Origin of the sequence: Mangrovicoccus sp. HB161399 (assembly GCF_013184745.1) — a bacterium.
Taxonomy (GTDB): domain Bacteria; phylum Pseudomonadota; class Alphaproteobacteria; order Rhodobacterales; family Rhodobacteraceae; genus Mangrovicoccus.
The window spans coordinates 17,717-33,134 of sequence record NZ_JAATVU010000012.1; the positions used below are offsets into that span (position 1 = coordinate 17,717).

The following is a 15,418-nucleotide window of genomic DNA, read 5'->3' on the forward strand; positions in this document are numbered from 1 at the left end:
GAGAATGCGAAAGTTCATGGGTATTCCCTCAGGGCATACCCTGGCCGAACGCGTTCAATGCCGCCTGGGAGAGGCAGTCGCAGAAATACTGGAGCGCCGGGGTCGGCGGCCGCTCGGACGAGGTGACGATCGCGATCCGCGCGGGCGCCAGCGGCTCGGCCAGCGCGATCTGGCGGATGCGCCAATGCGCGAGCGTCTGTTCCAGCAGCAGCTGGGGAAAGGTGCAGAGGAAGTCGCTGTCCTGGACCATCGACAGGACGCTGGTGATCGAATCCGAGGTCACCATCGGTTCCGGCGGCTCCAGCCCCCGGCGGATGAAATGGCGCTGCAGGTAGGGCAGCCGCGCCCGCGTGCCGATCATGATCCAGTCGCCGGCGGCCAGGTCCGCCATCTGCGTGGCCCCGCTCCAGCGCGACCCGGCCCCGGTGATCACCACGATCGGCGTCTCGACCAGGAATTGCAGCGACAGTCCCGCGGCGTCCTTGCCCTGCGGCTCGGGGCCGACGACCAGATCGACGATGCCGTCGCGCACCGGGCCGAAGGCGATCGGCTCGTGCCCGCCGCTGATCTGGACATGCACGCCGGGGAAGCGGCGGCGGAACCGCTTGATCGCCCCGGCAATCAGGCGGCTGGCAGCCAATGGCGAGACGGTGATGTTCAGCCGTCCGGTGCCCTCGCCGCGCCGCTGGGCGATCTCGTCCTCCATCTTGCGCAGCTCGGACTGGATGATCCGGGCGCGGCGCAGGATCGGCTTGCCCTCCTCGGTGACGGCAACGCCGCTGGGCGCGCGCTTGAAGATCGCCGCCCCCAGCTCGGCCTCGGCCTGGCGCAGCGCCTTGGTCACTGCAGGCTGCGTCCGGCCCAGGAGCTTCGAGGCCGCGCGGATGCTGCCCGCCTGCTCGATCGCGAGAAGCATCTCGACATGCTGCAGCTTGATCATGGCGCCTCCCCGCGCACCTATTCCCGGAATTCATACCCGTGAATTTTTCCAGCCTAGCAGCCGCGGCCTCCTGCCGCTAGCCCGGCCCGCAGGGAATGGAGGAGCGGCAATGGCAGCAGTCGGCGGACAGGCACGCACCGGGCGGCGCAGCTGGCGCAGGCGGCTGGTGCCGGACTGGGCCGGGCGGGTGACGCCGGCCAGCTTCCGTGCGGATGTCATCGCCGGGCTGACCGGCGCGACGCTGGTCCTGCCGCAGGGCGTGGCATTCGCCGCCATCGCCGGCCTGCCGCCGGAATACGGCTTCTACACCGCCATGGTCACCACCATCGTCGCCGCGCTGGCCGGATCGAGCTGGCATGCCGTGTCGGGCCCCGCCACCGCGATCTCGGCGCTGGTCTTCGGGGCGCTGGCCGGGACGCTTGTTCCCGGATCGCCCGCCTTCATCGAGGCGGCAATCGCGCTGTCGCTGCTGGTCGGCATCCTGCAGCTGGCCATGGGGCTGGCGCGCATGGGGGTTCTGGTCGATTTCGTGTCGCACTCGGTGATGACCGGCTTCGTGGCCGGCGCCGCGATCCTGATCGCGCTCAGCCAGATCGACACCGCGCTCGGCGTGGAGCTGCCGCGGCCGGACCATCTGGGCGCCTTCTTCGGCGGGCTCGCCGGGGGGCTCCGCGACGCCGACTGGCACGCGGCCTGCATCGCGCTGACCGCCATCGCCGCGGGGCTGGCGATCCGGGCCGTCCGTCCCGCATGGCCGAACTACCTGATTGCGCTGGCGCTGGCCACGGCACTGGGGATCTGGTTCGGCGGGGCAGAGTCGGGGATCGAGACCCTGGGCGCCATCGACAGCGTCGTGCCCAGCTTCGGCCTGCCCGCGATCCGCCCCGACACGCTGCGCGATTTCGGTTCCGCCGCGATGGCAATCGCCATCGTCGGCCTGCTCGAGGCCATGTCGGTCGCCCGCGCGCTGGCGCTGAAATCCGGCCAGATGATCGACGGCAACCGCGAGTTCACCGGCCAGGGCCTGTCGAACATCGCGGGCAGCCTGTTCCACTGCTATCCCGGCTCCGCCTCCTTCACCCGCTCGGGCGTGAACTACGACAGCGGCGCCGTCACGCCGCTTGCCGCCATCCTGTCCGCGGTCTTCCTGTTCCTGATCCTGCTTCTCGTCGCGCCGTTCCTGACCTACGTGCCGCTCGCGGCCATGGCCGGGGTCATCCTGCTGGTGGCCGCGCGGCTGATCGACCTGCGCGAGATCCGCCACATCCTGACCACCTCGCGCGAGGAAAGCGCCGTGGCCGCGGTCACCTTCGCCGCCGCGCTGCTGATCGACCTGGAATTCTCCATCTATGCCGGGGTGCTGCTGTCGCTGGGCCTGTTCCTGCGCAAGACCTCGCAGCCCTTCGTCGGCGTCGGCGCGCCCGATCCCTCGACCCCGACCCGTGTGTTCAAGAACGCGGCGGCCAACAACCTGCGGCAATGCCCGCAGCTCCTGATCTCGCGGCTCGACGGGCCGCTCTATTTCGGTTCGGTGGAGCATGTCCGCCGCCAGTTCCGCCGCTTCGAGATCGAGCGCGCGGCGCAGAAACACATGATCTTCATCGTCAAGGGCGTGGGCGAGATCGACATGCCCGGGGCCGACCTCCTGATCGAGGAGGCGGCGCGCCGCCATGGCCGCGGCGGCTCGTTCCACCTTCAGACCAAGACGCCGCGCACGATCTCGAAGCTGGCGCGCTTCAAGGTGCTGAAGGCGCTCACCAAGGAATACATCCACCTGTCGAAGCGCGATGCGATCGCCGAAGTCCTGCCGCTGCTCGACGGCAGCGTCTGCGCCGGATGCACCGCCCGGATCTTCCGGGAATGCTCCGGCAGGCCCGCACCCGCGCCGCCCTGCGCCGCTGGCCGGGATTGAAGGGCGGACTGCAGGCCGGATGACAGCCTGCGGGGATGCGTCCGGGGCAAGCGGCCGCCAAGTCTGCCGGGCCCCTTGGATGAAGGGCCCGGAGCCTCCCGGCGGCACGCGGCGCGGGTCAGCTGCCGGGCAGGTCCCCGGCCGCGGCAAGCGCCAGCACCCGGCCGATTTCGGCCTCGTCCAGACCGTAGACGTCCCGCGCGGCCTCCGCCGAGATGTAGCCGAGCGCAAGGTCGCGCCGCACCGCCGCCGGGTCGCGCTCCGCCGCCGCTCCGTGGCCGGCACCGCCGGCGAAGGCCATCACCACGCGCACGCCTTCGGGGATCGGCTGCCGCCCCTTGCCGCGCAGCGTGCCGCCGTCTTCCAGCCCGATCTGCGTCGGCGCGCCGTCGCCGCCGCCCGCCCGGCCGGGCGCCGGGTGGTCGATCCGGTCGAGCATCACCGACATGTCGTAGACATGGCCGTCGCGGGCGCCGACGGTCATGTGCTGGCCCAGCCCCCCGCGCTGGCACCCCGGCCCGCCGCTGTCGGGGCGGAATTCCTTGCGCCAGATGATCACCGGCCCGGCCTGTTCGGAGGCCTCGACCGGCATGGTCATGACGCCCGAGGGGAAGGCCGTGGTGTTCATGCCGTCGAGCCCGGGCCGCGCGCCCGAGCCGCCGGAATTGAAGCAAAGCACCTCCGCCCGCCGCGCGCCGTCACGCCGCGCTGCCTCGCTGGCCGGGCGCAGGGAAAGCTGGAAGTTGCACAGCGCCCCCGATCCCGGCGCGGGCAGCCGCCCCGGCAGGAGCTTTTCCAGCGCGTCATAGACGGTATCGGGGATGGTGTGCCCGACGATATGGCGCATCGCGACCGGCGCCGGATGCAGCGCGTGGACGATGGAATTCTCCTCGGCGGCGATCCGGAACGGCGCAAGCGAGGCGGCATTGTTCGGAATGTCGGGCGCGATGGCGCATTTGATCGCGTAGCAGGCATAGGCCTTGGTGTAGATCAGCGGCACGTTGATGCCGTGGCTGTCGAGCCCGGACGTGCCCGCGAAGTCGCACAGCACGTCCTCTTCGCCCACCGTCAGCCTGACCTTCAGGTCGATCGGATGGTCGTAGCCGTCGAGCCGCATCGCGCCCTCGGCGCTACCCTTCGGCAGCTCGGCGATGCGCGCCAGCGTCGCGCGGCGGGAGTTGCCGAGGATGAAGTCCGAGAGCTGGCCGAGCCCGTCCATGCCGAACTCGTCCATCATGTCCATCAGCCGCCGGTGGCCGATGTCGTTGCAGGTGGCCAGCGCATGGACATCGCCGACAAGCTGGTCGGGCTCGCGCACATTCGCGCGCAGCAGATGCACGAAGGCCCGGTCGATCTCTCCGCGCTCGGCGAATTTCATGATCGGGATGAACAGGCCTTCCTCGTAGACCGAGTTCGCATCGGCGGTGAAGCCGCGCCCGCCGATATCCGTCACATGCGCGGTGCAGGCGAAGAAGCCCACCAGCCGGCCCGCGCGGAAGGAGGGCGTCACCACCGTTATGTCATGCAGGTGCCCGGTCCCCTTCCAGGGATCGTTGGTGATGTAGATGTCGCCCTCGAAGATGTTCTCCGGGCCGATATCAGTGACGAAATGCGCCACCGCCTCGGCCATGGCGTTCACGTGGCCGGGCGTGCCGGTGACGGCCTGGGCGAGCATCCGCGCCTCGGGATCGTAGACGCCCGCGGAGAGATCGCCCGCCTCGCGCACCGATGTCGAGAAGGCGGTGCGCACCAGTGCCTGCGCCTGTTCCTCCACCACCGAGATCAGGCGGTTCCAGCCGACCTGCAGCGCGACGGTGGACAGCTTTGCTTCGCTCATCGGATCAGGCCTCCGCTTTCAGGGTCAGTTCGATGCAGCCGTCGGCGCGGCAGGTCGCGCTGCGGCTCGAGGGCACGATGATGGTGGTTTCGTCCTCCCAGATCACCGCCGGCCCGTCGATGCGGCGCCCCGGGATCAGCTCCTCGCGGCGGGCCACGGCGGCCTCGACCATGCGCTCCAGCGCCGGATCGAAGACCGTCCGCGTGGCGCCGGGGCTCCAGCCGTCCGCCGCCGCCGGGGCGGCGACCGGGTCGGGGCGCGGCTTCGGCGTGGTGGCATTGACGGCCCAGACGGTGACCTCGATGTCGAGCCCCTCGACCCGGCGCGAGAACAGCCGTTCGTACTCCGCCTCGAACAGCGCGCGGAACCCGTCCGCATCGGGCGCCTCGGCCAGCGCAAGCGGCAGCTCAACCGGGATTTCCCAGCCCTGGCCGACATAGCGCAGATAGGCGCGGTACCCGGCCTCGACAGCCAGGCCCGGCGCGCAGTCCTCGACGAAGCCGGTCGCCTCGGCACGCAGCGCGGCCAGCAGGCCGCGCACCGCCGGGGGATCGAATTCCGACAGGCGCAGGGGCACGGTGCGGGTCGCCTCGAAGCTGAAGGGCGCGCGCAGGAAGCCGATGGCCGAGCCGACGCCCGCGCCCGGCGGCACCAGCAGCGTGCCGATCCCCAGCTTCTCGCAGAGCCGCCCGGCATGGAGCGGCGCCGCCCCGCCGAAGGCGATCATCGTGTAGCCCGACAGGTCCTCGCCGTTCTCGACGGCATGGACCCGGGCGGCATTGGCCATGTTCTCGTCGACCACCTCGGAGATGCCGAAGGCCGCGCCTGCGGTGTCGAGCCCCAGCGCGCCGCCGACCACGCCGTCCAGCGCCGCCGCCGAGGCGGAGGGGTCGAGCGCGAAGGCGCCGCCGGCGAAGTTCCCGGCATCGAGCCGCCCCAGCATCAGGTCGGCATCGGTGACCGCGGGACGGGTGCCGCCGCGGCCGTAGCAGGCCGGGCCCGGCTCCGATCCCGCGCTTTCCGGCCCCACCCGGATCTGGTTCATGCTGTCGACATGGGCCAGCGAGCCGCCGCCCGCGCCGATCTCCACCATGTCGATCACCGGGATCGAGATCGGCATGCCCGACCCCTTCTTGAAGCGGTAGGTGCGCGCCACCTCGAAGACCCGCGCGGTCTTCGGCGTCTGGCCCTTGATCAGGCAGATCTTGGCGGTCGTGCCGCCCATGTCGAAGGACAGCACCTTCTCCGCGCCGTGCGCCGCAGCGACATGCGCGGCGAAGATGGCACCGCCGGCGGGGCCGGACTCGACGAGCCTGACCGGGAATTCCGCTGCGCCCTCGAGGCTGATGATCCCGCCGCCGGAATGCATCAGATAGACCGGCGCGGCGCAGCCCGCCTCCGCCAGCCGCCGCTGCAGATTGGCCAGATAGCCCTTCATCATCGGCTTGACATAGGCATTGGCGATGGTGGTGTTGAACCGCTCGTATTCGCGCATCTGCGGCGAGACCTCGCAGGAGAGCGACACCACCAGCCCGGGCAGTTCCGCCAGCAGCGCGTCGCGCATCGCCTGCTCATGCGCGGGGTTCACGTAGGAATGCAGGAAGCCCACCGCGACGCTTTCATAGCCGCCCGCGCGGATCTGCGCGACGACCGCGGCGATCTCCTCCGCGGAGGGCGCGATGCGGACCTGTCCGGTGGCGTCGATCCGTTCGCGCAGCACATAGCGGCGGTTCCGCGGCAGCAGCGGCTCGGGCAGCACCAGGTTCAGGTCGTATTGCTCGAAACGGCTTTCGGTGCGCATCTCGATGACGTCGCGGAAGCCCTCGGTGGTGATCAGCGCGGTGCGCGCGCCGCGCCGCTCGATCAGCGCATTGGTGGCCAGCGTGGTGCCGTGGATCACCCGGCCGATCTGCTCGGGCGTCACGCCCGCGCGGGCGCAGACCGTGGCCATGCCTGCGAGGATGGCGCGCTCGGGCGCATCATAGGTGGTCAGGACCTTGGTGGAGACCAGCCCGTCGGCCGTTTCGAGCACGACATCGGTGAAGGTGCCGCCGATATCGGCGCTCAGTGTAGCAGTCGTCATGTCTTTCCCGGATCATCGGAGCACAGGCCGGGACCTGCATAGCGCGGGACCCGGCCTTTCGAGCCGATGGTGGCCCAGTCCGACGATTGCGTCGAATTATTTTCCTTTCTGGAATGGATAGAATTTCCTGATCCTAAGCGCCCCTAGCCTGCGCGGACCTGCCAGCGCGCGACCTCGCGGGCGGTTTCGGCGGCGGCCGTGACGACATGGCTGACCGGCCGGGCCAGATAGGAGGCGGTGAAATTCATCGGCGAGGGCAGCCAGTCGCAGTCGAGCAGCTCGAGCGCGCCCATCGCGATGTCCGGCCGCACGATCACATCCGGCACGAGTGCGGCGCCGAGCCCGTCGAGCGCCATCTGGTGGCAGGTCGCGAGGCTGCTTGAGGCGATGATCTGGGTTTCGGGCGCACCGGTCATTTCGATCACGCGCTGCAATTCGGTAAAGGAGCGCGTGCTGGCGCCGACTGCGAGAAGCGGCCAGGCGCCGAGCTGCGCGAAATCCAGATGCCGCTCCCGCGACGGCGAGGCGCCGGGCCTGCCGACCCAGACGAAGGGCACGCTGCCCAGCTCGTGGTTCCGGACGTCATAGGGCGACAGCGGTCCGTTCAGGAAGGCCAGGTCGATGGCGCGTTCCATCAGCAACGGGCGCAGCGCGCTGGTGAAGTCGATGCGCACCTCGATCAGCACTTTCGGCATTCGTTCGCGCATGATCCGCAGATAGTCGCGCAGCCAGGTCAGCGCCACCACCTCGGTCACGCCGAGCCGCAGCCGGGTGACCGACTGCTCGCCCGCGGCTGCGGCGCGGAACTGGTCGACCGAGGCGACCACCCGCTCGGCGAGCGGCAGCAGCGCCTGGCCCGACTGGGTGATCCTGACGGAACCTGCATCGCGCTCGAACAGCCGGGTCCCCACCATGGCCTCCAGGCTGTTCAGCCGGTTCGAGATGTTGGGCTGCGTCGTGTTCAGCTGCTCCGCCGCGCGGCGGAAGCTCTGCAGCGTGGCGACCCAGATGAAGGCCTCCAGATGCTTCAGCGTGATCTGCAAGGCCGTCCTTCCTGGCGGGCGCCGTCCCGGTTGCGCCCGTTTTCCGGGCATCCTGCCCCCGGTCTGCGCAGGCGTGCGGCGCGCTGCCGCGGCAAGGGCCTCCGATGCCGAGGATCATCAATCCTGATAGAATCGAGAAATAAATCGGATTTGCAACTATCGGATTTTTCGCCGGAAATGGCGGTGCCGCGGCGGGACCGGTTCCGCACGGGGCAGACAGCAGCCCGCAGCCATAGCGGGCGGAACAACAGGGAAAAAGAAAATGGGACTGATCAGCAAGCTCTCCGGAGCGACCTTGGCGCTTGGCCTCCTCGCCGGTGCGGCTTCCGCGGAAACCACCTGGACCATGGCGACGGGCTATCCCGAGACCAACTTCTTCACCAAGAACGTGCGCATGTTCATCGACGAGGTCCAGACCGCGACCGACGGCGCCCTGAAGATCGACCTGCGGCCCAATGACGAGCTGATCAAGCTCGACGCCGTCAAGCGCGCGGTGCAGTCCGGCCAGGTGGCCATCGGCGAGATCCGCCTGGGCATCTACGGCAACGAGGACCCGATGTACCTGCTCGACTCGGTCCCCGCGCTGGCCGGCGACTACGACCATGCCGCGAAGCTGATGGCGGCGCAGAAGCCCTACCTGGACAAGATCTTCGACGAGAAGGGCATGAAGCTGCTCGGCTTCACGCCCTGGCCCGGGCAGGGCTTCTACACCAAGTTCCCGGTGACCGACGGCAGCGAGTTCCAGGACGTCAAGATCCGCATCTATTCCAAGTCCACCCAGGACATGGCGCAGAAGCTCGGCTTCCAGGCGACCATCCTGCCCTTCGCCGAAGTGCCGCAGGCCTTCTCCACCGGGCTGATCGACGCGCTCTTCACCTCGGCGCAGACCGGCGTCGACATACAGGCCTGGGACTACGCGCAGTACTTCACCTATGCGGGCTCGATCTTCTCGAAGAACGCCATCGTCGTGAACAAGAAGGCCTTCGACAAGCTGGACCCGGCCGTTCAGGAGGCGCTGGTCGCCGCGGGCGAGGCCGCCACCGTGCGCGGCTACGAGATGAGCGCCGCCGCCAACGAGGAGACCATCGCGACGCTCAAGGAGCACGGCATGACCATCACCGAGGCCAGCCCCGAGCTGATGGCGAAGCTGGACGCGATCGGCGCCGAGATGGCCGAGGCCTGGGCGGCGGATGCCGATGAGGCGCAGAAGGCCGTCCTGGCCGCCTACATGGCCGCCGATTGATCCGGGCCCGCGGCAGCCGGGACGGCCCTCGGGCGGTTCCGGCTGCCGCGCCCGCAGCCCCCTGCCCGACGCTGCCCCACAAGGAGAGTCCGTTGATCCGTAGATACCTGCATCTGCTCTATACCGCCTGCGGCTATGCCGCCGCCGGGTTCCTGGCGATGATCGCCGTGCTGACCCTGGCGCAGGTGGTCGCGCGGCAGCTCGGCATTCCGCTGGAGAGCATCGAGCTGGCCGGCTTCTGCCTGGCCGCCTCCACCTTCCTCGGGCTGGCCCATACCTTCGTGAACGGCGGCCATGTGCGCGTCGCGATGCTGTCCAACGCGCTGCCCAAGGCGGGACGGCGCTGGCTGGAGGCCTGGTGCTGCCTGGTCGGGCTCGGCGCCTCCGGCTATGCCGCCTGGCACATGGCCGGCTTCACCTGGGAGACCTACATCTACGGCGATCTCAGCCCCGGGCTCGCGGCGATGCCGCTGTGGATCCCGCAGAGCGGCGTGGCCGCCGGGCTGGCGGTGCTGGCCGTCGGCTTCGCCGAGCAGCTGGCCGTGGTGCTGACCGGGGGCACGCCGGACTACGTGCTGCACGGCGGATCGGGGCACGAGTGACATGGACCCGGTGATCGGCGCCTCGCTCCTGCTGGCCGCAACCCTGACCCTCCTGCTCGTTACCGGCGTCTGGATCGGCATCGCGCTGATCGTAGGCGGCATCCTGGTCTTCGCCTTCTGCACTCCGGTCGATCCCGGCTCCATCATGCCCTCGACGCTCTGGGACGCAAGCTGGAACTGGGCGCTGACCGCGCTGCCGCTGTTCATCTGGATGGGCGAGATCCTGACCCGCGCGGGCCTGTCGGCCAGCCTGTTCTCGGGGCTTGCGCCCTGGCTGCGCCGCTGGCCCGGCGGGCTGATGCACGTCAATGTCGTCGGCTGCGGGGTTATGGCGGCAGTGGCGGGATCGTCCTCGGTGACCTGCGCCACGGTCGGGCGGATGAGCATCCCCGAGCTGACCAAGCGCGGCTACGACCGCCGGATGATGATCGGATCGCTGGCGGGCTCGGGCACGTTCGGGCTGATGATCCCGCCCTCGATCGTGATGATCGTCTACGGCGTGATCGCGCAGCAATCCGTGGCGCGGCTGTTCATCGCCGGCATCCTGCCCGGGCTGATGCTGGTCGCGCTGTTCTCCGGCTTCATCGCGCTCTGGTCGCTGCGCAATCCCGCGCTCGCAGGCCAGCCGGAGCCGCCGACCACGCTGGGCGAGAAGCTGCGCGCCTCGCGCGACCTGCTGCCGGTGGTCGGGCTGATCGTCGCGGTGATCTCGGCGATCTATGCGGGCATCGCCACGCCCACCGAGGCCGCGACACTGGGCATTGCCGGGGCGCTGGCGCTGGCCGCCTGGAACCGCCGCCTCGACCGCAGGATGTTCATGGAGTCGCTGCTGTCGGCGACGCGGATCTCCTGCATGATCTCCTTCATCATCGGCACGGCGGCGGTGCTGTCGATCTCGGTCGGCTTCGCGGACATCCCGCGGGCGCTGGCGGGCTGGGTCGACAGCCTGCAGCTGTCGAACTACGCGCTGCTGGCGGTGCTGACGGTCGTCTTCCTGGCTCTCGGCTGCTTCCTGGAGGGCAACTCGATCCTCGTGCTGACCTCGCCGGTCATCCTGCCGATGATCGCCACCGCCGGGATCGACCCGCTGTGGTTCGGCATCTACGCGGTGATCGTCATCGAATGCGCCCAGATCACGCCGCCGGTCGGCTTCAACCTGTTCATCCTGAAGTCGATCACCGGCGCCAGCATCTGGGAGGTCACGAAGGCGACCCTACCCTTCGTCGGGCTGCTGCTGCTTGCCGTGGTCCTGATCGTGCTCTTCCCCGCGATCGTCACCTTCCTGCCCGGCCTCATGATGCGGTGACCGGCCCGCGCGGCCCGGACCCTTTCGGGCGTCCGGGCCGCGAAAGAGCCTGCAACTGAGCCCCCGGCGGGCACAGCCGCGGCCAAGTGTATCAATTCCGCGGAAAAATCCATCCGCGGCGGAAACATTTGATAGGCACGATACGTGACCAGATCGACATTTTTCCGGAAGGGACAGCGTGCATTTGACGTCCTCCAGCAGACCATCCGCGCCCGGTGCCGCCGCAGGTCGGCTGGCAGCCGCGGCCCTCGCCGCCTGCCTTGCCACGGCGGCCGCAGCCGGGGAGACGGCCTGCGTCGCCGACCCGGCCGCCGTCATCACCAGGGCCCCGACAGCCGCCATGGCGGAAACGCCGCTGCCGGACGCGCTGGCCGCGGAGCTTGACGCCGCCGTCCGCAGCGTTCTGCCGCAGGTGGCCGCCCCCGGCGTCATCGCCGGCATCCGCACGCCCGAAGGCTACTGGAAGGCGGCCTACGGCCTGGCCGATCCCGACAGCGGCGCGCCGATGGAACCCGGCATGTTCACCCGCATCGGCTCGGTCACCAAGACCTATACCGGCACCATCCTGATGCAGCTCGCCGAGCGCGGCCTGCTGTCCCTCGACGACACGATCGGCACCTATGTCGCGGGCATCCCCAACGGCGGCCGGATCACGCTGCGGGAGCTGGCGAACATGACGAGCGGCGTCATCAGCTACACGGTGCTGGACAGCTTCCAGCACCAGCTGTTCGGCCATCCCGACACCGTGTTCACGACGGAGCAGCTGCTGGGCTATGCCATCCCCGAGTCGCCCCTGTTCGAGCCCGGCGACCGTTTCGACTATTCCAATTCCAACATCGTGCTGCTCGGCTTGGTCATCGAGAAGGTGGCCGGCGAACCGCTCGCCGAACTCTACCGGCAGGGGATCTTCGGCCCGCTGGGGATCTCCGACACCTTCTCTCCCGGCACCAGCCCGGACCTGCCCGATCCCCATCCGCAAGGGTTCACGCTGCAGGGGCTGGAGGACCATCCCGAGGCGGCCGCGAATGCGACCGGCTGGAACCCGTCCTGGAGCTGGGCGACCGGCGACCTCGTCTCCACCATCGACGACCTGCTGGTCTATGGCAGGGCGCTCGGCACCGGCCAGGGGCTGCTGGGCGCGGCGGCGCAGGAGGCACGGCTGACCGCCTTCCCCGAGCCGCTGGGCTACGGAATCGCGCTGGGATGCGTGGACGGGTGGATCGGCCATGGCGGCTCCGAGCCGGGTTTCACCACCACGCTCTTCTACGACACGGCCAGCGATACGACCGTCGCGGTACAGGCCAACAGCGACATCCTCTCCGGCGATTGCGGCGACGCGGATGTCCTGCCCGGCAACTCGGCGGACTACGCCTGCTACACGCCCGCCGTGCGGGTCTTCACCGCCCTCTCGGCCGCCCTCGGCCACGAATACACCGGCCATTGATGCGGACGGGCCGGGGGCCCGCCGGAAAGGAGACTTGCGATGCGTGCGTATATCCCCGCCCTGGCCCTCGCCTGCCTGATCGCCGCGGGGCCGTCCTCCGGCGGGGCGGACGGGCTGGCACCGGCAGAGCTTGAGACGCTCCGGAGCATCGCCCGGGACCAGATCGAGCGCCGCCATCTGGCCGCGCTGGTCCTCGAGGTCCGCATCGGCGGCACGGCGGTGCTGACCGAGGCCTTCGGCGAGGCGATGGCCGGGGTGCCCGCGACGCCGGAGGGCCGCTTCCGCAACGGGGCGGTCGGGCTGGCCTATGTCGCGGCGCTGGCCCTGCGCCTTGCCGAAGACGGGGCGATCGATCTGGACGCCCCCATCGCCCGCTGGCTGCCCGATCTTCCCGGCGGCGACCGCACCACCATCCGGATGCTGGCCAACATGACGGCCGGCTATCCCGACCATGTCGCCGACGAGGAGCGCTTCGTCCTGCCCTTCCTCGAAGATCCCTTCGCGCCATGGAGCCCGCAGGAGCTGATCGCCGTCAGCCTTTCCTCGCCGCGGCTCTTCGCGCCGGGGGCAAACTGGGACTATTCGCACAGCGGCTACGTCATCCTCGGCCAGGTCCTGGAGGCCGCTGCCGGGCGGCCGCTGCACGATCTGATGCAGGAGCGGATCCTCGGCCCTCTGGAACTGGCGGGAACCTACGGCTCCGACACCGCGGAAATCCCGGAGCCCGCGATCCACGCCTTCACCGCCGAGCGCGGCATCTGGGAGGACGCGACCTACTGGAACCCGTCCTGGACGCTGCCCAGCGGCGCCATCCAGGTCACCACCATCTCCGACATGGCCCGCAGCTTCGACGAGATCGTCGGCCATGATGGGTTCCTCTCGGCGGAGTCGCGCGCGCAGATGATCGCCCCCGACCTGATCGGCTTCGGTGCGCCGCTGCCGGGATGCCGCGGGTGCCACGAGCTGACCGGGGCCTTCAGCTACGGGCTCGGCACCATGCTGCAGGGCGACTGGGTGTTCCAGACGCCGCTGTTCGGCGGGTATGCCGCCTCGGTCGGCACCCTGCCCGAGGAGCGGTCGGAGACCGGCCGGATCACCGTTGCGGCAGCGGCCACCTACCGCCGGGACTCGGTCGCCGACTGGAGCGGGGCGATCCCGAACTGGGCCGACGAGACCGTCCGCCTGATCGCGGCGCAGCTGCACCCCGCCAGCCCGCCGCCGATGCGCTAGCGCCAGGCCGGACCGCGGCAATTCTCGGCCGGGGATGCCCCCGCCCCCCAATCCAGAACGGAGATTCCAGGGACATGGCACTTTCACGGCGGGCGAGGCTGCCCCTTGCATCACTGGCGGCCCTGCCGCTCCTCCTCGGCGCGCAGGCGGCCTCCGCCGGGCTGGCGGAGGACCTGCAGTCGGAGCTGGACAGCTACCTGGCGGAGCGCAGCGCGGCCGAGGGCAATTCCGGCGCCGCGCTGTTCGTCGGCCTCGGCAGCGCCGGGCCCGAGATCTCGGTCTATTCGGGCACCACGGAAAAGGGTGGCGACGTCCCGGTCACGGCGACCACACTCTACCAGATCGGCAGCAACACCAAGGGCTTCACCGGCGCGCTGATCCTCGCGCTCGAGGCCCGCGGCAAGCTCTCCATCAGCGACACGGTCGGGGACTGGCTGCCGCAGTATCCGGCCTGGAAGGATGTGACCATCGCCGAGCTCCTGCACATGATCAGCGGCATTCCGACCTATTCGGAAACCTCTCGGATGAACGGCTATTTCGTCGGCGCCCCGGACCGCCACTTCACGATGGACGAGCTGGTGGACTTCGCCTACCCGGACGGGCAGGACGACCTGCCGGTGCCCAGCGGCTATTTCTACTCCAACACCAACTACCTGCTTGCCGGGATGATCGCCGAGAAGGCTTCTGGCCTGTCCTACAGGGACGCGCTGCAATCGCTGCTGTTCCAGCCTGCCGGGCTGTCCGACACCTATTACGAAGAGAAGGCCTACACCGGCCCCGTGCTGGCGCGGATGGCCAGCGGCTATTTCCGCAATCCGGCCTGCACGCTCTACGATCCCGGCTGCGCGGAAAGCGAGCTGGCGCCGATGATCGGGCGAGACGTCAAGGCAGCGGATGTCAGCTGGGCGGGACCGGCCGGGGGAATCGTCGCGACGCCGCGCGAGCTGGCCATCTGGATCCGCGCGGTCTTCGCGGGCAAGGTCCTTCCCGAGGCGCAGCTGGCGGAATTCGTGCAGCCTGTCTCGATGGCAACCGGGCAGCCTATCGACGATGTCACCGAGGAGGACCCCCGGGGCTTCACGCTGGGCATCGTGCGGATCACCGGGCGGGGGCTGGAACCGCTCTACTACTACCTCGGCATGACCCTGGGCTACCGCGTGGCCTTCCTCTACTCCCCCGGGGACGACCTGATCGTCACCGGCGCCACCAACAGCCAGCCGCCGGAGGACGAGGACCAGTTCCTGCCGCTGATGATCTCGGCCTACAAGCGGGCGCTGGCGGAGAAGGCCGGAACACCGGCGCCCCGCTGACGGGCTCTCAGGAGAGGCCGCGCGGCCCGGCGTGCTTTCCCCGCCGCCAGCGGCGTGGACCCCTGTCCCTTGACCGGCCGGGCCTCCCGTCGGCGCCTCGCGGTGGGCCATTGCAGGGCCTCCCGTCCGGCGCCGCCGCCCGCCATGAAAGACCTGCCCGGCCGCCTCCCCGAACGCTGGCGCCGCGAGGGGCCAACGACAGGGCTTGGCGCCGAGACGGACCCGCAGCATGGCGAAACCATCCGGCACCGCTCTGCGGAGGACAATCCCCTTCGGCCCGCCCCCGGACTGCCGGTGGCCAGCCCGTGTCCGGATGAACCAAGGGCGGCACGGCCATGCCGGTGCGCGGAACACATGGCTTGGGCTGGACGGACCGGCCGGGTCGGAAATCTTCATTGTCCCGATGCCGGCCGCGCCGCGCTGGACGTGGGAGGCGGCGGCCTCGGCATCTCGATCGCCTGGCAGGCA

Annotated in this window: 11 protein-coding genes; 7 read left to right on the forward strand and 4 right to left on the reverse strand. The window is 69.8% G+C overall.

Annotated elements, in window-relative coordinates; genetic code table 11:
- Window positions 1-28: 28 nt before the first annotated feature.
- Window positions 29-940 carry a LysR family transcriptional regulator gene (locus tag HCC78_RS08915; protein ID WP_172328410.1) on the reverse strand — a complete coding sequence of 304 codons (912 nt, stop codon included), beginning with the start codon at window positions 938-940 and terminating at the stop codon, window positions 29-31.
- Window positions 941-1,049: 109 nt separating this feature from the next.
- Between HCC78_RS08915 and HCC78_RS08920 the strand changes: the two genes are divergently transcribed.
- Entirely contained in the window at window positions 1,050-2,852 is a 1,803-nt protein-coding gene (locus tag HCC78_RS08920; RefSeq protein ID WP_172328411.1) for a SulP family inorganic anion transporter, read from the forward strand.
- Window positions 2,853-2,970: 118 nt separating this feature from the next.
- Here the strand turns inward: HCC78_RS08920 and HCC78_RS08925 are convergent, their stop codons facing one another.
- From HCC78_RS08925 to HCC78_RS08935, 3 genes are all read right to left on the reverse strand, one after another.
- Window positions 2,971-4,689, reverse strand: coding sequence for a hydantoinase B/oxoprolinase family protein (locus HCC78_RS08925; protein WP_172328412.1), 1,719 nt, complete (start codon window positions 4,687-4,689; stop codon window positions 2,971-2,973).
- A 4-nt stretch (window positions 4,690-4,693) separates the two neighbouring features.
- Entirely contained in the window at window positions 4,694-6,772 is a 2,079-nt protein-coding gene (locus HCC78_RS08930; RefSeq protein WP_172328413.1) for a hydantoinase/oxoprolinase family protein, read from the reverse strand.
- Window positions 6,773-6,915: 143 nt separating this feature from the next.
- Window positions 6,916-7,815, reverse strand: a complete 900-nt coding sequence (locus tag HCC78_RS08935; RefSeq protein ID WP_172328414.1) for a LysR family transcriptional regulator — start codon at window positions 7,813-7,815, stop codon at window positions 6,916-6,918.
- Between the two features lie 262 nt (window positions 7,816-8,077).
- Between HCC78_RS08935 and HCC78_RS08940 the strand changes: the two genes are divergently transcribed.
- The 6 genes from HCC78_RS08940 to HCC78_RS08965 all read left to right on the forward strand — a co-directional run bounded on the left by HCC78_RS08940 (window position 8,078) and on the right by HCC78_RS08965 (window position 14,950).
- A complete protein-coding gene (locus HCC78_RS08940) occupies window positions 8,078-9,058 on the forward strand; it encodes a TRAP transporter substrate-binding protein (protein ID WP_172328415.1) in 981 nt (326 codons plus the stop codon).
- Between the two features lie 92 nt (window positions 9,059-9,150).
- Window positions 9,151-9,660, forward strand: a complete 510-nt coding sequence (locus HCC78_RS08945) for a TRAP transporter small permease (protein ID WP_172328416.1) — start codon at window positions 9,151-9,153, stop codon at window positions 9,658-9,660.
- A 1-nt stretch (window position 9,661) separates the two neighbouring features.
- Entirely contained in the window at window positions 9,662-10,966 is a 1,305-nt protein-coding gene (locus HCC78_RS08950; protein ID WP_172328417.1) for a TRAP transporter large permease, read from the forward strand.
- Between the two features lie 340 nt (window positions 10,967-11,306).
- Complete coding sequence (locus HCC78_RS08955; protein ID WP_172328418.1) at window positions 11,307-12,410, forward strand: serine hydrolase; 1,104 nt, start codon at window positions 11,307-11,309, stop codon at window positions 12,408-12,410.
- A 39-nt stretch (window positions 12,411-12,449) separates the two neighbouring features.
- A complete protein-coding gene (locus HCC78_RS08960) occupies window positions 12,450-13,640 on the forward strand; it encodes a serine hydrolase (RefSeq protein WP_172328419.1) in 1,191 nt (396 codons plus the stop codon).
- 74 nt (window positions 13,641-13,714) lie between these two features.
- A complete protein-coding gene (locus tag HCC78_RS08965; RefSeq protein WP_172328420.1) occupies window positions 13,715-14,950 on the forward strand; it encodes a serine hydrolase in 1,236 nt (411 codons plus the stop codon).
- Window positions 14,951-15,418 lie beyond the last annotated feature (468 nt).